The 19,195-nt window shown below is 67.3% G+C and carries 16 protein-coding genes; 3 read left to right on the top strand and 13 right to left on the bottom strand.

What is annotated here, in order from left to right; translation table 11 throughout:
- Positions 1–147 precede the first annotated feature (147 nt).
- Complete coding sequence (locus A3M1_RS0118675) at positions 148–1,791, top strand: DEAD/DEAH box helicase (protein WP_018390514.1); 1,644 nt, start codon at positions 148–150, stop codon at positions 1,789–1,791.
- Here the strand turns inward: A3M1_RS0118675 and A3M1_RS0118670 are convergent.
- The 10 genes from A3M1_RS0118670 to A3M1_RS0118620 all read right to left on the bottom strand — a co-directional run bounded on the left by A3M1_RS0118670 (position 1,778) and on the right by A3M1_RS0118620 (position 11,163).
- Positions 1,778–2,677, bottom strand: a complete 900-nt coding sequence (locus tag A3M1_RS0118670; RefSeq protein WP_018390513.1) for a mechanosensitive ion channel family protein — start codon at positions 2,675–2,677, stop codon at positions 1,778–1,780. The genes A3M1_RS0118675 and A3M1_RS0118670 overlap by 14 nt on opposite strands.
- Positions 2,678–2,750: 73 nt before the next feature.
- On the bottom strand, positions 2,751–3,098 hold the full coding sequence (locus A3M1_RS0118665) for a TfoX/Sxy family protein (protein ID WP_018390512.1): 348 nt from the start codon (positions 3,096–3,098) through the stop codon (positions 2,751–2,753).
- Positions 3,099–3,108: 10 nt separating this feature from the next.
- Positions 3,109–3,465 (bottom strand): iron-sulfur cluster assembly accessory protein, encoded by a 357-nt coding sequence (locus A3M1_RS0118660; RefSeq protein WP_018390511.1) that lies wholly within the window; start codon positions 3,463–3,465, stop codon positions 3,109–3,111.
- Between the two features lie 463 nt (positions 3,466–3,928).
- On the bottom strand, positions 3,929–4,366 hold the full coding sequence (locus A3M1_RS0118650; protein WP_018390509.1) for a VOC family protein: 438 nt from the start codon (positions 4,364–4,366) through the stop codon (positions 3,929–3,931).
- Between the two features lie 41 nt (positions 4,367–4,407).
- Positions 4,408–4,782, bottom strand: coding sequence for an SUF system Fe-S cluster assembly protein (locus A3M1_RS0118645; RefSeq protein ID WP_018390508.1), 375 nt, complete (start codon positions 4,780–4,782; stop codon positions 4,408–4,410).
- Positions 4,779–6,029 (bottom strand): cysteine desulfurase, encoded by a 1,251-nt coding sequence (locus A3M1_RS0118640; RefSeq protein ID WP_018390507.1) that lies wholly within the window; start codon positions 6,027–6,029, stop codon positions 4,779–4,781. The genes A3M1_RS0118645 and A3M1_RS0118640 overlap by 4 nt, the downstream gene beginning before the upstream one ends.
- Before the next feature lie 148 nt (positions 6,030–6,177).
- A complete protein-coding gene (sufD, locus tag A3M1_RS0118635) occupies positions 6,178–7,491 on the bottom strand; it encodes a Fe-S cluster assembly protein SufD (RefSeq protein WP_018390506.1) in 1,314 nt (437 codons plus the stop codon).
- A gap of 10 nt (positions 7,492–7,501) precedes the next feature.
- Complete coding sequence (sufC, locus tag A3M1_RS0118630) at positions 7,502–8,266, bottom strand: Fe-S cluster assembly ATPase SufC (protein ID WP_018390505.1); 765 nt, start codon at positions 8,264–8,266, stop codon at positions 7,502–7,504.
- A gap of 129 nt (positions 8,267–8,395) precedes the next feature.
- A complete protein-coding gene (gene sufB / locus A3M1_RS0118625) occupies positions 8,396–9,868 on the bottom strand; it encodes a Fe-S cluster assembly protein SufB (RefSeq protein ID WP_018390504.1) in 1,473 nt (490 codons plus the stop codon).
- 125 nt (positions 9,869–9,993) lie between these two features.
- Positions 9,994–11,163: a cysteine desulfurase family protein gene (locus tag A3M1_RS0118620; protein WP_018390503.1), complete on the bottom strand. Its 1,170-nt coding sequence runs from the start codon at positions 11,161–11,163 to the stop codon at positions 9,994–9,996.
- 336 nt (positions 11,164–11,499) lie between these two features.
- Here A3M1_RS0118620 and A3M1_RS0118615 point away from each other — a divergent pair, with 336 nt between their 5' ends.
- Positions 11,500–12,165 carry an alpha/beta hydrolase gene (locus tag A3M1_RS0118615; RefSeq protein ID WP_018390502.1) on the top strand — a complete coding sequence of 222 codons (666 nt, stop codon included), beginning with the start codon at positions 11,500–11,502 and terminating at the stop codon, positions 12,163–12,165.
- A gap of 82 nt (positions 12,166–12,247) precedes the next feature.
- On the opposite strand, the gene A3M1_RS0118610 is transcribed toward A3M1_RS0118615, so the two are convergent.
- Entirely contained in the window at positions 12,248–12,616 is a 369-nt protein-coding gene (locus A3M1_RS0118610) for a hypothetical protein (protein WP_018390501.1), read from the bottom strand.
- 202 nt (positions 12,617–12,818) lie between these two features.
- Entirely contained in the window at positions 12,819–13,949 is a 1,131-nt protein-coding gene (locus tag A3M1_RS0118605) for an anhydro-N-acetylmuramic acid kinase (RefSeq protein WP_018390500.1), read from the bottom strand.
- A gap of 97 nt (positions 13,950–14,046) precedes the next feature.
- Here A3M1_RS0118605 and tyrS point away from each other — a divergent pair, with 97 nt between their 5' ends.
- Positions 14,047–15,306: a tyrosine--tRNA ligase gene (gene tyrS / locus A3M1_RS0118600; RefSeq protein WP_018390499.1), complete on the top strand. Its 1,260-nt coding sequence runs from the start codon at positions 14,047–14,049 to the stop codon at positions 15,304–15,306.
- Positions 15,307–15,583: 277 nt separating this feature from the next.
- Here tyrS and A3M1_RS0118595 read toward each other — a convergent pair whose 3' ends face one another.
- Complete coding sequence (locus A3M1_RS0118595) at positions 15,584–19,165, bottom strand: DUF3971 domain-containing protein (RefSeq protein WP_018390498.1); 3,582 nt, start codon at positions 19,163–19,165, stop codon at positions 15,584–15,586.
- Positions 19,166–19,195: the final 30 nt, after the last annotated feature.

Below are 19,195 nucleotides of genomic sequence, written 5' to 3'. Positions count from 1 at the left end.
TCCGTTGACTTTCCGAGCGTTATGCCTATGGTGCATCGCGTCGTCATACCATATCCGACTGATGCGCTCCGCGCGACGACGATGCAACCATCCCCGGTTACGGCTCGGGGAGCCGGTGTGCGGTGCGCAGCCGCAGAATTGATCCAGATGCCTTTTAACGAACTGGGCCTGAGCGACAAGGTGCTCGCGGCCGTTGCCGATACGGGCTACACCGAGCCGACGCCGATCCAGGCGCAGGCTATCCCGCACATTCTCGCGCGCCGCGATGTGCTGGGGCTCGCCCAGACGGGCACCGGCAAGACCGCTGCCTTCACCCTGCCGATGCTGACGCTGCTGGAGCAGGGCCGAGCCCGCGCCCGCATGCCCCGCACGCTGATCCTCGAACCGACGCGCGAACTCGCCGCGCAGGTCGAGGAGAACTTCACGCGCTACGGCAAGAACCACAAGCTCAACGTCGCCCTGCTGATCGGCGGCGTTTCCTTCGGCGACCAGGACGCCAAGCTGCTGCGCGGGGTCGATATTCTCATCGCCACACCGGGCCGGCTGCTCGACCATGTCGAGCGTGGCCGCCTGCTGCTCTCCGGCATCGAGATCCTCGTCATCGACGAGGCCGACCGCATGCTGGACATGGGCTTCATCCCGGACATCGAACGGGTCTGCAAGCTGGTGCCGTTCACCCGGCAGACGCTGTTCTTCTCGGCCACCATGCCGCCGGAAATCCAGCGCCTCGTCGCGCAGTTCCTGTCGAACCCGGTGCAGATCGAAGCCTCTCGCCCCTCTTCCACCGCCTCGACGATCACCCAGTTGCTCGTCGCCTCCGGCAAGGAAGACTTCACCAAGCGCGACACGCTGCGCCACCTGATCAACACCGCCGACGCCCTGCAGAACGGCATCATCTTCTGCAACCGCAAGAGCGAAGTGGCCGTGGTGCACAAGTCGCTGCTGCGGCACGGCTACAAGGCCGTCTGCCTGCATGGCGACATGGACCAGCGCTCGCGCATGCAGGCGCTCGACCAGTTCCGCACCGGCGAGGCCACGCTGCTGGTGGCGTCCGACGTCGCCGCGCGCGGGCTCGACATTCCCGCCGTGAGCCATGTCTTCAACTATGACACGCCGCACCACGCGGAGGACTATGTCCACCGCATCGGCCGCACCGGCCGGGCGGGTCGTGCCGGCGCCGCCTTCACCATCGTCACATCAGGCGAGGTCAAGTCGCTGGCAGCGATCGAGAAGCTGATTGGCCGCCCGATCGACTGGAAGGACGGCGCCGGGCTCGACAGCGTGCCGGCTTCCGAGGCCCGCGCCCGCCCGACCCGCGAAAAGGCCGGTGGCGAGAAGACGTCGCGCGAAAAGCCCGCCCGCGAGAAGGGTCGCGGCGGCCGCAGCGCCGGCCGCGAGCGCGAGGATGGCGGCGAGAGCCGTGGTGCCCGTCCCGCCCGTCGTCGCGATGCCGAGGCCGCGCCCGTGCCGGTCGAGATTGTCGAGGCTCCGCTCGCCGCTGTCGCCGACGAGGCCGTGAAGCCGACCGCCAAGCCGGCGCGCCGTCGTGGCCGTGAAAAGGCGGTGGACGCCGAGGCAGCTCCGGTGGCCGCTCCGGCAGTTGCTCCCGCACCTGTCGCCGCCCGCCCCCCGCGCGAGCGCAACCGCGAAAAGCCCGCCCCGGCCCCCGCCCGGGCGCCGGTGACGCCGCTCACCCATCGCCGCTCCGAGCGGGCGCCGATGGACGAGCCGGCGGATACCTCGCACCTGCCGGCCTTCCTGCTGCGGCCGGTGAAGATCAAGGCCGGCTGAACGGCTCGCCCGAGAGTGGCTTGAGGAAGGCCGAGCCGGTTTCCGGCCGGTCGCCCTCCGTCGCCTCGGACCCGTTCAGTCCCCTGGCCGGCGGCGCGGCCGCAATCGCCCGCTCCGGCTTGGCCAAACCATGGACCTTCAGGCTATGGGCGCGCAGGCGACGAATAAGGTCGCCGCGCACCGCCCCTGCCTCGCTCGCCGAGGCCCAGCCGGAGAAACCGACCTCCACCCGGTCCAGCCCCATCTTGGCGATCGAGGCGGACGGGCCGGGCGCCTGGTTCACGCGCGGGTCCGCGCGCAGGAAAGCGAGTCCGTCCTCCATCATCCCCTCGATATCGGCGTCCGGCTTCAGCTCCAGCGCGAAGCTGAAGCTTCGCGTGCCATAGACCGACTTGTTGACGATGGGCGCGCCCCAGACTCGGCCATTGGGCATCAGCACTTGCACATTGTCGCCGGCGGCAAGTTCGGTGGTAAACAGCGACAGAGCCTTGACCGTGCCGCTCTGGCCGCCGACCTCCACCGCATCGCCGACCTTGAACGGGCGGAACAGCAGCAGCATCACCCCGGCGGCGAGATTGGACAGCGTGCCCTGCAGCGCGAGGCCGACAGCCAGCGAGGTGGCGCCGAGAACGGCGATGATGCTGGTGGTCTGGATGCCGAAGCGCTGCAGCACCGCCACCCCGACGAACACCAATATGCCGTAGCGGGCAAAGCTGGCGAAGAAACCGACCACGGTGGATTCGATCCGGCGCGTGCTGGCGAGCCCGCGCAGCACCAGCCGCTCCGCCAGCCCGGCCAGCCACCAGCCGATGAGCAGCATGGCCAGCGCATAGAGCGCGTTCAGCCCGTAGAGAATGAAGAGATTGCCGAGTTGGTCCAGGTTCATGCCGTCGCTCCATGGGGAAGTCCCCCGCATGGAAACGACGAAGCGGCGGCCGGGTTCACGCGGCGCGGTGATTTCACACCGCTCGCCCGCGCGTGGGGCGCCGGGACGCGGCAGCCTTGTGCGCAAGGTTTACGGCCAGCCCGGCAAGCTCGGCCGCGAGATCGAGATCGTCCAGCGCCGCCTCGGGCAGCGACCAGAAGCCGAGCGTCACCGCCCGGCCCAGCCGCTCATAGGTGAAGATCCGCGAGCCGGCGGCAGCGAGCCGCGTGGCGAAAGCGGCATCCGCCTTGAGATAAAGGGTGTCGTCGACCGCCAGGGCAAACATCACCCCTCCGGCATAGACCCCGAGCCCGCCGAACATGCGCCGGCAGCGCACGGGGCCGAAGGCGGCGAAGATGTCGACGATGCCGGCCTCGTCCATCGCCCGAAGGTCAGGCGCTGGCTTCGGCCCGCTCCGGCTGCACCGGGGTGATGGCGACCGATTCGCCGCAGCCGCAGGCCGAGGTCTGGTTCGGGTTGTTGAACACGAACTGGGCGGAGAGCTTGTCGGCCTTGAAGTCCATCTGGGTGCCGAGCAGGTACAGGATCGCCTTGGGGTCGATCAGCACCTTCACGCCCTTGTCCTCGACCACCTCGTCGAACTTGCCGGCCGCTTCGGCGAATTCCATCGTGTATTCCATGCCGGCACAGCCGCCATTCTTGACGCCGATGCGCAGGCCGGCAATCGGCTTTTCCGAACGCGCGATCACCGCGCGCACGCGCTCGGCGGCGGCATCGGTGAGGGTCATTACCTGCGGGCGGGGGCGAGGCTGGGGCTGGGTCATTTCGCTGTCTCCACATCGACGCCGGTTCAAGGCCGGCGGATCGGTACGCTTAAGATGGGGGATGCACGGGGCGCAGGCAAGGGCGAGCCTTCGCTACCGGCGAGCGTGCCCGCAATCTCTGGAACTCAGAGTCGGTCTGCGATAACGCCCAACATGATAATGACCCCGAAAAGCAGGAAGGAAATCAACTTAAGATCCTGCCGAATATGGAGTTTGACCATAGAGTCGCGAGCCAAACCATCAGACCCATCATAGAGACGGCGGTCACTCTCATTTGCCCGACCGGCGAGATAGGCGATCAAGCCCGCAATAAACACTGCCGCTAATGTCCACATCGACGCCCCCATTTTTCGTGCCGCGCGCTCGCAGAATGGGAATTGCCGGCTTGCCACGCAACTCGGTTAACCTATGAGAGCAAGCGGAGTCGTCAATAGTTCGGCCACAGCCCCGGCGTCGCCAGTTCCACCAGATGGTTGTCCGGGTCGCGGAAATACAGGCTGACGCCGCCGCCCTGCCACGCCACCCGGCTCTCCAGCGCAACGTCATGCGCCGCCAGATGCTGCTCCCACTGCGCCACGGAGCTGGCGGGAATCGCCAGCGCGTAGTGCAGCGGGCCATGGCCGTCATGCGGGGGAATGGTGCCCTCCGCCATCACGACAGGCTCCAGCGTCTGGCCACGCAGGAACAGCAGCAGCACGCTGCCCGGCCCGGCATTATAGGCGCAGAAGCGCTCATCGGCGATCATCGGCCGGAGGCCCAGCACGCGCTCATAGAAGCCGCGCGCGCGGGGCAGGTCGTCGACATAAAGCCCGGTTTCCACCACGCCGGAAAGCGGCGGTGCGGCAGGTGTTTCGCTCACGACCACGTCTCGCTCACCACTGAGTCTCGCTCAACACTGGACCTCGCTCACCAGAGATTGAGCGCCAGCCGCGCTTCCTCGGACATCCGGCCCTGGTCCCAGGGCGGATCGAAGGTGAGGTTGACGCTGGCGCCGGAGACGCCGCCGACATTGGCCACAGCGCCCTCCACCATGCCGGGAAGTTCGGCGGCAGCGGGGCAGTTCGGCGTGGTCAGCGTCATCTCGACCGCCACCTGGCGGTCATCGGCGATGTCGACCTTATAGATGAGCCCGAGCTCATAGATGTCGACCGGGATTTCCGGATCATAGACGGTCTTGAGCGCCGCGACGATGTCGTCGGTGAGGCGCGCAAGCTCCTCCTCCGGAATACCGGACTGTACCGCCGGGGCGTTCGGACTTTCGGACGTGTGGGCTTCGCTCATGCGAAAAGATCCTGAGCCTTGATGAGGGCGTCGGCGAGAGCGTCGACTTCCTCATGCGTGTTATAGAGCGCGAACGACGCCCGGCACGTCGCATTCACACCATATCGCCCTAGAAGCGGCATCGCGCAATGGGTGCCGGCGCGCACGGCCACGCCGGCGCGGTCGATAACGGTGGCGATGTCGTGCGCATGCGCGCCCTTCACGTCGAAGGCGAAGATGGCGCCCTTGCCCGGCGCATCGCCATAGACCTGCACCGAATTGATCTGCGCCAGACGCTGGCGGGCATAGGCGCCGAGCGAGGCTTCATGCGCGGCGATGCGTTCGCGCCCGAGGCTTTCCATATAGGCCAGCGCCGCGCCGAGACCAATCGCCTGCACGATGGGCGGCGTGCCGGCCTCGAAGCGGTGCGGGGGCTCGCCGTAGGTAACGCCCTCTTCGGTGACGGTGCGGATCATCTCGCCGCCGCCTTCATAGGGCGGCATCTTCTCCAGCAGCGCCCGCTTGCCATAGAGCAGGCCGATGCCGGTCGGCCCGTAGAGCTTGTGCCCGGTGACGGCGTAGAAATCGACATCGAGGTCCACCACGTCCACCGGCATGTGCACGGCGGCCTGCGAGCCGTCGACCACCACCAGCGCGCCGACCTCATGGGCGAGGCGGGCGATCTCCTTGATCGGCGTCACCGTGCCCAGCACATTCGACATGTGGGTGATGGCGACGATCTTGGTGCGCTCGGTCAGCAGCGCCTTGAAGGCGTCGAGATCGAAGGCCCCGTCTTCCGTCACCGGCGCCCATTTGATGACCGCGCCCTTGCGCTCGCGCAGATAGTTCCACGGCACGATGTTGGAATGGTGCTCCATGATCGAGAGCACGATCTCGTCGCCCTCGCCGATCGACTGGCCGAGCGAGGAGGCCACCAGGTTGAGCGCGCCGGTGGCCGAGCGGGTGAAGATCACCTCCTCCAGCGTCGGCGCCCCGAGAAACGCGCGGCAGCGCTCGCGCGCTTCCTCATAGGCCTCGGTCATCGCATTGGCGAGGAAGTGCAGGCCGCGATGGACGTTGGAATACTCGTTCTCATAGGCGAAGCGCATGCGGTCCAGCACCTGCACCGGCTTTTGCGCCGAGGCGGCGTTGTCGAGATAGACCAGCGGCTTGCCATAGACCTGTTTCGACAGGATCGGAAAATCCTGCCGCACGCGCTGAACATCATAGGTGCCGTTGGCGACGGCGGGGTGGAGGGTGATGGTCATCGATCGACCTTTCTGGCGCCACACGGGCGAACATCCTTCGAGGCCGGCCTTTGGCCGGCACCTCAGGATGACGTGGTTCTCAAGGGCAACGTCATCCTGAGGTGCGAGCGAAGCGAGCCTCGAAGGATGCCCGCCTCGTCGTCCCGCCTTACGCGCGCCCCGCGAGCCAGGCTTCGGCGCGCTCGACCAGCGCCTCGCGCAGCCCGTCATGCTCGACGGTTTCCACCGCCTCGCCGACAAAGGCCTGCACAAGAAGGCTCTGCGCCTCCTTCAGCGGAATGCCGCGGGCGCGCAGATAAAACAGCAGCTCGTCGTCGATCGCCCCGCAGGTGGCGCCATGGCCGCACTGCACGTCGTCGGCGAAGATCTCCAGCTCCGGCTTGTTGTCCATCTCGGCCTCGTCGCCGAGAACCAGCGCGCGGCTCATCATCCGCCCGTCGGTCTTCTGCGCCGCCTGGCGGACGACGATCTTGCCCTGGAACACGCCGCGCGCGCTGTCATCAAGTACGGTCTTGAACAGTTCGCGGCTCTCGCAGCCCGCCACCTGATGGTCGAGAAACAGCGTCGAATCCGCGTGCTGCCGGCCCTTCAGCAGGGTGGCGCCGTTGAAGCCGACATGACTGTCCTCGCCCGAAAGAGTGGCGTAGAGCGTGGTGCGCGCCACCGCCGCGCCGAGGCCGAAGGTGAAGGCGTGGACCTTCGATTCCCGCCCGACATCGAACAGCAGCGTCGAGAGGTGGAACGCCGAGGCGCCCTCCTCCTGCAGCCGCACCACGTCGAGATGTGCGCCGTCGCCGACCACGAATTCGGTCGCCGAATTGGCTTGGTAGGCCAGCCCGTCCGCCCCCTCGAAGCTCTCGGCAAAGGTGAAGGAGGCCCCCGCCCCCACCACCACGAGCGAGCGGGCATACATCGCCGCCGCCGTGCCGCTGGCGAACACATGCGCCACATGCACCGGCCGCTGGATCGCCGCGCCGGGGGCGACGGTGATAACCACGCCGTCCCGGGCCAGCGCGGTGTTCAGCGCCAGTGAGGCGTCGTAGCGGCTGGGCACGATGCCGCCGATGCGGCTCAGCACCTCGTCGCCCGCCGCCATGGCCGCCGCGAAGGTGGTGAGGCTCAGCCCCTCCTCCAGATCGGCAAGGTCGGAAAGCTCCGGCACGACAGCGCCATTGGCGATGACGATACGGCGGGCCTCGACGCCGCGCAGCAGACGGGCGCGGGCATCCGCCTCGGCGATGGCGGCCGTGCCGGCCACCGGCACCGCCTCGCGCATCAGGCTGCGCAGATCGGTGTATTTCCATTCCTCGACCCGCCGGTGCGGCAGGCCGTTCTCCTCGAAGGAGCGGGCGGCGGCGCGGCGCAGATCGGCCAGCCGGTCGCCGCCTCCCGCCACGCTGCCGAGGGAGGCGAGGATCGCCTGCTCGGCCTGCGTGCGGATCGGACGGATGTCAGCGTTCATCTCAGCCACCTCACGCCGCGTCCTGCTGGTACTCGGCATAGCCATTGGCTTCGAGTTCCAGCGCCAGCTCCTTGCCGCCGGAGCGGACGATGCGGCCCTTGTTCATCACATGTACGAAGTCGGGCACGATGTGGTTCAGAAGGCGCTGGTAATGCGTGATGACGATCATCGCCCGGTCGGGCGCGCGCAGCGCGTTGACGCCCTCGGAGACCACCTTCAGCGCGTCGATATCGAGGCCGGAATCGGTCTCGTCGAGCACGCAGAGCTTGGGCTCCAGAATGGCCATCTGCAGGATTTCCGCGCGCTTCTTCTCGCCGCCGGAAAAGCCGACATTGACTCCGCGCCGCAGCATGTCCTGGTTGATGCCGAGATGCGCCGCCTTGTCCTTCACCAGCCGCAGGAAGTCCGGGGTGGAGACTTCCGCCTCGCCGCGCTTCTTGCGCTGGGCGTTCAACGAGGCGCGCAGAAAGGTCATGGTGGCGACGCCGGGCACTTCCACCGGGTACTGGAAGGCGAGGAACACGCCCTTGGCGGCGCGCTCGTCGATTTCCATTTCCAGCAGGTCATCGCCGTCGAGGGTGACGGAGCCGTCCGTGACCTCATAATCCTCCTTGCCGGCGAGGATGTAGGAGAGGGTGGACTTGCCGGAGCCGTTCGGCCCCATGATGGCGTGGACCTCGCCCGGGTTCACCTTGAGCGAGAGGCCCTTGAGGATTTCCTTGCCGTGTTCGCCGTCGATCTTGGCGTGGAGGTTTGCGATGTCGAGCAGAGCCATGTCATCTGTTCCGTTGTCTTGAACCCGATCCGTGGAGGGCCGGACAAAATCCGGCGATGACGAATGCGAGGGTTCTGAAAAATCCGACGTCATGCCCGGGCCTGGCCCGGGCATCCACGATTTCGCGCGTCAGCCCACCGAGCCTTCGAGGCTCACCGCGATCAGCTTCTGCGCTTCCACGGCGAACTCCATGGGCAGCTGCTGCAGCACGTCCTTGACGAAGCCGTTGACGATCAGCGCCGTCGCTTCCTCGGGATCGAGGCCGCGCTGGCGGCAGTAGAACAGCTGGTCGTCGGAGATCTTCGAGGTGGTGGCCTCGTGCTCGAACTGGGCGGAGGAGTTCTTCGACTCGATATAGGGCACGGTGTGCGCCCCGCACTTGTCGCCGATCAGCAGGCTGTCGCAATTGGTGAAGTTGCGCGCGCCGGTAGCCTTGCGGTGGGCGGTGACGAGGCCGCGGTAGGTGTTGTCGGAATAGCCCGCCGCGATGCCCTTGGAGATGATGCGGCTCGACGTGTTCTTGCCGAGATGGATCATCTTGGTGCCGCTATCGACCTGCTGGCGCCCGTTCGAGATGGCGATCGAGTAGAACTCGCCCTGGGAATTGTCGCCGCGCAGGATGCAGCTCGGGTATTTCCAGGTGATGGCCGAACCGGTTTCCACCTGCGTCCAGGAAATCTTCGAACGGTCGCCGCGGCAGTCGCCGCGCTTGGTGACGAAGTTGAAGATGCCGCCCTTGCCGTCCTTGTCGCCGGGGTACCAGTTCTGCACCGTCGAGTACTTGATCTCGGCGTCATCAAGCGCCACCAGTTCGACCACGGCGGCGTGCAGCTGGTTCTCGTCGCGCATCGGCGCGGTGCAGCCTTCGAGATAGCTCACATAGGCGCCCGCGTCGGCGATGATGAGGGTGCGCTCGAACTGGCCGGTGTTGCGCTCATTGATGCGGAAATAGGTCGACAGCTCCATCGGGCAGCGCACGCCCTTCGGCACGTAGACGAACGACCCGTCGGAGAACACCGCCGAGTTCAGCGTGGCGAAGTAGTTGTCCGTCACCGGCACGACCGAGCCGAGATATTTCTTCACCAGCTCGGGATATTCGCGCACCGCCTCGGAGATCGGCATGAAGATCACGCCGGCCTTGGAGAGCTCTTCCTTGAAGGTGGTGGCGACGGAGACGCTGTCGAACACCGCATCGACCGCCACCTTGGTGCCGCCGCTGGCAATACCGAGCAGCGCGTCGCGCTCGCGCAGCGGAATGCCGAGCTTCTCGTAGGTGGCGAGAATCTCCGGATCGATGTCGTCGATCGACAGTTCGCTCGGGCGCTTGGGCGCGGAATAGTAATAGAGGTCCTGATAGTCGATGGGCGGGTAGCTCACCCGCGCCCAGTCCGGCTCGCGCATGGTGAGCCAGCGACGGAACGCCTCCAGCCGCCATTCGAGCATCCATTCGGGCTCGTTCTTCTTCGCCGAAATGAAGCGGACCGTGTCCTCGCTCAGGCCCTTGGGAGCCTTCTCGGTCTCGATTTCGGTGAAGAACCCGTACTTGTACTGATCGACATCAAGCGAGCGGACCTGGTCCACTGTCTCCTGTACGGCCGGCATCGTCTCATCTCCTCTCCCACGCGGGGTCAAGGCCCGCGGGTCAGGTCAACCATTCCCGCAGGCGCCGCCAGCTTCGGCATCGCCCGCGTCGTCCTGCGCCACCCGAAGGCCGCGCAAATCTCACCTCACGCCGCCGCGCGGCGACGCAAAAGGCCGGGCAACACCCGGCGAAACACGCCGAGCGCCCGGTCGACATCCTCTTCCCCGCTCGACCAGCCGAAGGACAGGCGGATCGCCGAACGCGCGATGCGCTCGGACACACCCATCGCCCCCAGCACATGCGAGGCCGCGACCTTGCCCGAGGAGCAGGCGGCGCCGGCACTCGCCGCCACGCCCGCGAGATCGAGGGCGATGACGACGGTTTCGGCGGGCACGCCCGGCAGCGCGAGGCACGAGGTGTTCGGCAGCCGGTCGACATCGCCCACGAGCAGGACAAGCTCGGGAAACTCGCACCTTAGAGCGTCTTCAAGCCGTTCGCGCAAGCCATTGATGCGCGTGCCATCGGCTTCCACACAATCGGCCGCGCGCAGCGCCGCCGCCCCGAAGGCGGCAATGGCCGGCACGTTCTCACTGCCGGCCCGGCGCCCCCTCTCCTGCTCGCCACCGCCGATGAGCGGCGCCGGGCGAAGGTCGGGGTCGGCGAGGATCAGCGCGGCCGCCCCCGGCGCGCCGCCGAGCTTGTGGGCGGAAACCGACATCATGTCGGCGCCGAGCAGGGGCAGCGACAGCGGAATGCGGCCGGCGGCCTGCACGGCGTCGGTATGCACCAGCGCGCCATGGGCATGGGCGCGGCGTGCCGCCTCCGCCAGCGGCTGGATCACGCCGGTCTCGTTATTGGCCACCATCAGCGAGAGCAGCACCCGCCGCCCGGCGGCGGAATGGCGCTCCAGCGCCGCGTCGAGCGCATCGAGCTTCACCCGCCCGCGCGCATCGACGGGCAAAACCTCCACCCGGTCGGTAGGGAAACGATGGCCGCGCAGCACGGCGGCATGTTCCACCGCGCTGACCAGCAGCACATCGCAGCGGATGGGCGTCTCGCCGCGCCGGTAATCGGGCGTCAGCGCCAGCGCATCGGCCTCGGTGCCGCTTGATGTGAAGATCACCCCGGCTGGGTTCGCCCCCACCAGCGCCGCCACCCGCGCCCGCGCCACATCCATCACCCCGCGCGACGCACGGCCCTCGGCATGCACGGAAGAACCATTGCCGGTGGCGTCCAGCGCCGCCAGCAGGGCCTCGCGCGCTTCCGGGCGAACCGGCGATGTCGCGTTATGGTCGAGATAGGTGCGTGCGTTCATGGGCTCGGGGGCTCGTGGTTCCGTTTGCCTCTCCTATATAGGAAGGCGCCGCGCCGTCTGCCCCTTCCTTTGCGCTAAAGCTTGCAAATTCAGGCGTCGTCCGGCATAGCTGACCGTCCCGTCTTCTTCGTAGGGTGCCCGGCCACGCGCAGGTTGAACGCGACGTGACCGCAACTCAACGTAGATATTTAGAATTATTCTAATAAGTTAGGGCTCCCGCCCCAGGTCGTCAAGGCGCATGCGGTAAGGCAGTCTTTCGGGACGCAGGCCGGAACGGGTTCACGGCCCACCGGACCAATCTCGCCTTGCCCCGCCGCATTCAAGGTCACGAACTTCATGCCCGAGGTCATCTTCACCGGCGAGAAGGGGCGGCTCGAAGGCCGCTACCAGCCGGCCAAGGCGCGCCATGCGCCCATCGCCATCATCCTGCACCCGCACCCCCAGTTCGGCGGCACGATGAACAATCCGGTCGTCTACAACCTCTATTACCAGTTCGTGAACCGGGGCTTCTCGACCCTGCGCTTCAATTTCCGGGGCGTCGGCCGCTCGCAGGGCTCGTTCGACCATGGCCAGGGCGAACTGGCCGATGCCGCCGCCGCGCTCGACTGGGCGCAGTCGATCAACCCGGACGCGCGCGCCTGCTGGATCGCCGGCTTCTCGTTCGGCGCCTGGATCGGCATGCAGCTACTGATGCGCCGCCCGGAGGTGGAGGGCTTCATCTCCATCGCCGCGCCGGCGAATCTCTATGACTTCTCGTTCCTCGCCCCCTGCCCCTCCTCCGGCCTGTTCGTGCATGGCGACAAGGACGCGGTGGTGCCTTTCTCTGCCGTCACCGGCCTCGTCGAGAAGCTGAAGACGCAGAAGGGCATCGTCATCGACCAGCAGACCGTGCCGGGCGCGAACCACTTCTTCGACGGCAAGACCGAGGACCTGATGGAGGTCGTCGGCGCCTATCTCGACAAGCGCCTGCCCGAGACCGCCAAGAAGACCAGCGCCGCCTGAGGCGCCCTTCCTTAAGGTCCCGACAAACGAAAAGCCCGGCGCTGCAAACGCCGGGCTTTTTACGTAGTGGTTCAGCCTTGGCTCAGTTGAGCACGAGCCGGGTCGGCGGGTTAGTCAGCGTGATCGCGTCGCCATGGCGGGCGATCTGAACGATGCTCTCGGCCGTGTCGGCAGCGCCGGGCACGGAGAAGCTGACCACCTGATCGGGCTGCAGCGTGGCGGAGACGCGGATCGGGGCGCCGCCGGCGACGGTCAGCGTGGCGACGACGTGATAGCCGTCGGCCTGGGGGGTGTAATACGCAACGCCGTTCACATAGCCGATATTGATGGTCTGGGCCGTGGCCGGCTTCAGGCCGGCCTTGTCGGCGGCACGGACGGGGGCGATGACGGCGACGGCAATGAGGCCGCCGGCGACGGCAAGCGGCAGGATATCGCGGCTGAGGCTGCGCATGTCGAGGGCTCCAAAGTTTCTGTCCAGGCGTTTTGAAGAGGAAGCTGCCTGCCTGGCGAGCCGGACTTCCGGGAGCCCTCAAACTACATGGAATATTGTGCACCGCATCATCGGATTTCGCATCGCACCAATGCGTTTCAGGAATACTGCGACATTCTGTGTATGAAATTCAGATTTTCTGAATGACACCTTCAGCTTCTCTTCACGCCGGCGCGATCACCCGGCCCCCCAGCATCGGGGACGGCACCCCGGTGGTGGTAGGGAAGCTCAATGGCAGGCCCCTGAGCGCCCGCACTGCCAGAAAGCCGAAGGCTTGCGCCTCCAGCGCGTCGGTCGACCAGCCCACATCATCGGCCGTCGCCACCTCGATGCCGAGCCGGGCGCGCAGGAAGCGCAGCAGCGTCGCGTTATGCGCGCCCCCGCCGGCGGCGATCAGCCTGTCCGGCCGCTTCGGCAGATGCGGCAGCACCGCCGCGACACTCGCCGCACTCAGCGCCGTCAGCGTCGCCACCCCGTCCGCCGTGTTCATCGCATCGAGCCCGGCATGTTGGTTGACCCAGGCGCGGAAGTCGTTGCGGTCGAGCGATTTCGGCGGCGGCCGGTGGAAGAAGGGGTGGGTCATCAGCCGGTCGACGGCGGCCTCATCCACCGAACCGTGGGCAGCGATGATTCCCTCGTCGTCAAAGGGAAGATCGGTGCGGGCTTTCAGAAAATCATCGATCAGCGCATTGGCCGGGCCGGTGTCGCAGGCGATCGGGTCGGCCCTGCCGTCGACATAGGTGACATTGGCCACCCCGCCGAGATTAAGCACCAGCAAGGGCTTGGGCGGCCCCAGCCCGCGCGCCAGCGCGCGGTGATACACCGGCACCAGCGGCGCGCCCTGCCCGCCGGCGGCGACATCGGCGGCGCGCATGTCGTAAACCAGCGTCGGCCCGCGCCCCGTGGTCATCATGCGGGCCGTCCGCGCCAAGGCGGGCCCATCACCCAGCTGGACGGTCAGCCCAATCTCCGGCCGGTGCAGCACGGTCTGGCCGTGATAGCCGATGACGTCGACTTCCCGATAGGCCGGAAACTCCTTGAGAAAGGCCGCCAGCGCCTGCCCGTGGCGCTCGGTCGAGAGCCGCTCGGCGCGGGCGAGAATGCCGGGACGGGCGTCGCGGTCGGTCATCTCGTGCGCGTCGGCCAGCGCCCGGAACAGCAATTCCCGCGTTTCCGGCGCATAGACATAGGTCCGCCCCGGCCCGAACGAGGCGATGGTCTCGCCATCGGTCTCGATCAGCGCCACGTCAATGCCGTCGAGCGAGGTCCCACTCATCAGCCCAATCGCCAACATTGGCCGATCCATCTCTGTCCTCGGGGTGCTTTCGCCGCGCGAAACTGTTAAATCACCCGCCCGTTCCTAACATGGCGTTGATGCCCGCAGGCCCGAGATGAGCACGTTCAAATCCGACTTCCTCCGCACCCTCAGCGAGCGCGGCTTCATTCATCAGATCTCCGATGAACAGGGCCTCGACGCTCTCTTCGCCAAGGAAACGGTGACGGCCTATATCGGCTTCGACCCCACCGCGCCGAGCCTTCATGCCGGCGGCCTGATCCAGATCATGATGCTGCACTGGCTGCAGAAGACCGGCCACCGCGCCGTCTCGCTGATGGGCGGCGGCACCGGCATGGTGGGCGACCCCTCCTTCAAGGACGATGCGCGCCAGCTGATGACGGTGGACACGATCGAGGCCAACATCGCCTCGATCAAGCGCGTCTTCTCGAACTACCTCACCTATGGCGAGGGCCCGACCGACGCGCTGATGATCAACAATGCCGACTGGCTGCGCGATCTCAACTATCTGGAATTCCTGCGCGATGTCGGCCGGCATTTCTCGGTCAACCGCATGCTGTCCTTCGACAGCGTGAAGACGCGGCTGGACCGCGAGCAGTCGCTGTCCTTCCTCGAATTCAACTACATGATTCTGCAGGCCTATGACTTCGTCGAACTGTCGAAGCGCTATGATGTCCGGCTGCAGATGGGCGGCTCCGACCAATGGGGCAACATCGTCAATGGCATCGATCTCGGCCACCGCATGGGCACGCAGCAGCTCTACGCGCTGACCTCGCCGCTGCTCACCACCGCCTCCGGCGCCAAGATGGGCAAGTCACTGAACGGGGCGGTGTGGCTGAACGCCGACATGCTCGGGCCCTATGAGTTCTGGCAGTACTGGCGCAACACCGAGGACGCGGATGTCGAGCGCTTCCTCAAGCTCTACACCACCCTGCCGATGGACGAGATCGCGCGCCTGGCGCAGGAGGCGAAGGGCTCGGCCATCAACGAGGTGAAGAAGCTCCTCGCCACCGAGATCACCGCCCTGCTGCACGGGCGCGCGGCGGCGGAAGCGGCGGCAGAAACCGCGCGCAAAACCTTCGAGGAAGGCGGCATCGCTGCCGATCTGCCGACTATCGAGGTGCCGACGGCCGACCTCGCGGCTGGCATCGGCGTGCTGGCCGCCTTCGCCGAGAAGAGCGGGCTCGTCGCCTCCAATGGCGAGGCGAGGCGTCAGGTCAAGGGCGGCGGGTTGAAGGTGAACGACGCCACCGTCACCGACGAGAAGGCGGTGCTCACCGAGCGCGACCTGACCCCGGAAGGCGTGATCAAGCTCTCGCTCGGCAAGAAGAAGCACGTGCTGCTGAAACCGGTGTGAGTGGCGCCGCCGCGCGGCTGCCATTTTAACAACGCCATGGCCGGGCTTGACCCGGGCATCCACGTCTTGCGTTCCGCCCACCAAAGTCATGGATCCCCGGGTCAAGCCCGGGGATGACGGTGTGAGGGTGTACGTCGCCCCGCGTCATGGCGCCTTCAGAGCCTCGTCATGGCCGGACTCGCCCCGCCGATCCACGACTTCACGTCACGCCCACCCAAGTCACGAATCCCCGGCTCAAGCCCCGGGGATGACGACCTTTTGACGGCCGTGGCCCTGCCTACCGCGTCGGCACCACCGCCGGCGGGGTCGGGTCGGGGGCCTGGCGGAACTCGAAGATCTTGCGCAGGAAGCCCGGCGCCACCGCCGAGATCGGGTTGACCCGCAGCGTCGGGCCGGACACCGGGCCGACAATCTCATAGGTCACGCCGACCAGCCCCTCATTGGGACCGCCGCCGAGGAAGAAGCCGAGCACCGGTAGGCGGCTGAACAGATTATTCAGCCCATAGGCCGGCACATACGTGCCGCGCACCGACACGCGGTCATTGGCGAGATCGAGCGTGCCATCGAAGGTCGAGCCGATCGACGGCCCCCAGATCGCCCCGTCGCGCAGGGTGATCTGCTGGGCGGAGCGCTGGAACTCGACCTGCAGCTTGCGGAAGGAGATGGCCGAGCCCGGCTGCGGGCGGCCGTCGCGCATGGTCGCCGGGGCGGCGGCGATCAGCCGGTCGAGCCCGGCCTCGCCCCGGATCACGAAGTCGCGCACATTGATAACGCCACTCTGTGGCCGGCCATCGCCCGCAGGCGCGTCGACATCGATCCAGAGATCGCCGCCATAGATCTTGGGGTAGAGGTCGATGAAGCGCAGCAGCGCCCCGGCGTCGCTGGTGGCCACCCGCAGCTGCGGCCGGCCATTGCCTTGCGCTTTCAGCTCGCCGGTCACGCCGCCGGTGCGCCCGACGAGCGCTCCGAGCGAGAAGGCGCGTAGATCGCCATTTCGGCGCGAGATCACGAGGGCGACGTCGCGCATCGCCTCGCCATTATTGCCGACGACGACACCGAGCTTGACGTCGAGATCGATGTCGGGCGGGCGGCTCGTGCCCGGCCCGCTGGGAGGCTTGTCGGTGAGCTGCTTGAGGAAGGCACGCGCCTCGATCACCTCGCCGCGCACCGTCACCTTGTAGGTGCCGTCTGCGTTCTCCAGCTTCACGCTGGCCTTGTCGCCATCGGAAAGCTTGAAGGTCGGCAGGTTGGCGCTGACCACGGCCGCCTTGGAATCGAGTTCCACCGTGCCGCGAATGTCCACCCCCTGCCCGGTCACCACCAGATCTTCGAGCCGTGTGCCATTGCCGGTGATGACGGCCTTGGCGGTCATCTTTGCCGGCTTGCCGGCGGGCTTGGTCCATCCGGGCACCAGGTCCGCGAGCTTCACGCCGGTGAGGTCGAGCTCGACATCCGCCGTCTTCGCCTTGGCGCCGACCGTGCCGGCCAGCTTGACACCCAGCGTGCCGGACATGCCGGGCAGCTCGAAGCCGAGCTTCTGCCGCGCGGCGTCGTCCAGCGAGGCGGCGAGCGCGAAGGTCATGTCGCCGGTGGCCGGGCGGCTATAGTCGAAGCTGGCCGGTGCGCCGCCGAACTTGCCCTGGCCGCGCGCCACCGTCGCCGCCTGGGTCACGAAGGCGCGCACCGTGGCGTCACTGAGATTCTGGTTGAACACCATTTTCGACGCGCCGAAATCGCTGAGCGTGGCGTCGAAGGCGTAGTCGATATCCGAAGGCTGGATATTGTCGGACAGCTTCACGCTGATCTGCGCCGTGCCCTTGATCGTTCCCGCGACCGTCTGCGGCTCGATCGGCACATAGGTCGGCCCGCGCAGCGGCGGAATGCCGGCCAGTTCGATGGCGGCGGCGGCCTGGCCGCTCACATTCACCTGCACCTTCGCCTCCGGCTTTTCCGGAGCGGTGTCGGAAATGTCGAAGATGCTCTCGCCAATCTCCAGTCGGCGGTCGCCCGGCGTCTGCATCGCCGCCTTGGCCACCTTCACATGCGCGGTGCGGCCGGTGATCTTCACCACCACGTCGGCATCGATCACCGGGGGAAGACCGGGCACCGGAATGAAGCGCCCATTGGTGCCTTTGATGTCGATGCTCAGTGCCTCTTCGGCGAGCGGGCGGTCATCATTGCCGATGGAATCCAGCGGAGCGTTGAAGAAGATCTTCGCTTCGCTGACATCGCCCGAAACCAGATGGTCGTACACCCATTTGCGCGGTGCCGGCGCGGCGACGGCGGGCCAGAGCCGGATCAGCGACGGCACCGTCATCGGGGTGGCGGCAACGGTCATGGAGAGCGAGGGCGCGGGCCCCGCGAGTTCCAGCGCGCCGCCCAGCGTGATGCCGCCCTGCGGCCCTTTCAGCTCACCGCGATCAATGCTGGCGCGCTGCGCCACCGGATCGAAGGAGAGATCGAACACGATATCGTCGAGGACAAAGGGCGGCACCTGCGTCTGGTGCGGGCCGCCGCCGAGGAAGCTGGCCCGCGCCGAATGGCTGTGCAGCCGCCAGAGGCCGGCGCTGTCGGCGGGAATCTCCACCGTGCCGGCGAGGTCCATGGCGAAGGGGCCGGCTTGGGCGGTCACGGAGGTGAGGTTGATCCGCCGCGCCGCCGGATCGAGCGAAAAGGCCAGCACCGCCTCGTCAATCAACATGCGCCCGTCCACGTCCGGGCCGACCTGAAGCTCGCCCGCCCCGGCCGCCAGTCGCCCGCTGCTCGCCAGCACCACGCCGCGCGGGTCGATGGTGGCGACGAAATCGATCGACAGCGGCGAGGTGGCAAGAATATCCGCCCCGGCCTTACCGGCGGAGATCAGCAGATCGCGCGGCGCGAGGTCGCGCACTTCCAGTTCCAGGTCGCGCCGCCCCTCGTTGAGCGCGCCGACCGTGGCCCGCGCCGACCACGGCCCGTCCATGCCGCCAGCCTTGATGTCGAAGGTCACGCCACCGGCCGCCGGGCGCGACAGCGACAGGTCGATGTCGTCGAAGGTCCATTCCCGCCCGCTGGCCTCGTTGCGGATGACAAGGATGCCTTCCTTGAGCCCGATCTCGCTCAGCGTGCCGCCATCGAGGCCGCCCTGGTCGAACTGTCGGGCCAGCGCGGCGAGGCTGGCAAGGCGGAGCGGGCCGAACGGCGTCGGCACCTCGCCCTCCGCCACAGCGACACCGGGCGCGCCCTCCGCAGGCACCGGCGCGCCGGCCGGCGCGGGGACGGGTCCGGCCGTTTGGTCGGCCGCGGGATCGGCCGTCGGCACGGTGGTGAGCAGCTTGGGCTGCACCCGGGCGCCGTCGGCAGCGTCCGCCTCGGTCGAGATGGAGAGCTGGCCCTGCGCATCGATGAACACATTCAGCCGGACGCCGACCAGATCGACCCGCTCGGGCTGCATCAGCCAGGGCAGCCAGCTGTTCTGCAGCGCCACTTCCGCTTGCGGCGCGGTGGCTATGAGGTCGCCATCGCTGTCGCGCACGGTGATATCGGCCGCGTGCAGCACGATGCCGCCCTCCGGCGCACGCTCGGCGACGATGGCGCCGATCTGCACGGTGCGCCCGGCCCCGAGCCGCGCTTCAAGCGTGCGCTCGACATAGGGGCGCGCCATGTCGACGGTGAGCACACCGGCACTGAACAGAAGGTAGATGCCGGCGATCGCGGCGGCCAGAAGCACGAAGGTGGAGCCGCCCGACCAGGCGCAAAGGCGCAGCCAGCGCCGCCGGCGAGCGGGCGTCGCGCACACCTTCGGCGGCCGCTTGACGCGAAGGCGCTTCACCTGGCGCTTGCCGGCCGTCGGCGACCTGTGCGTCGTCTGCTCTTTCATCTACGGCACGAATCCTTGAGGCTGGGTCAT

This window comes from Ancylobacter sp. FA202 (genome assembly GCF_000380205.1).
GTDB lineage: Bacteria > Pseudomonadota > Alphaproteobacteria > Rhizobiales > Xanthobacteraceae > Ancylobacter.
This window is presented reverse-complemented; position numbering and strand designations above follow the sequence as displayed.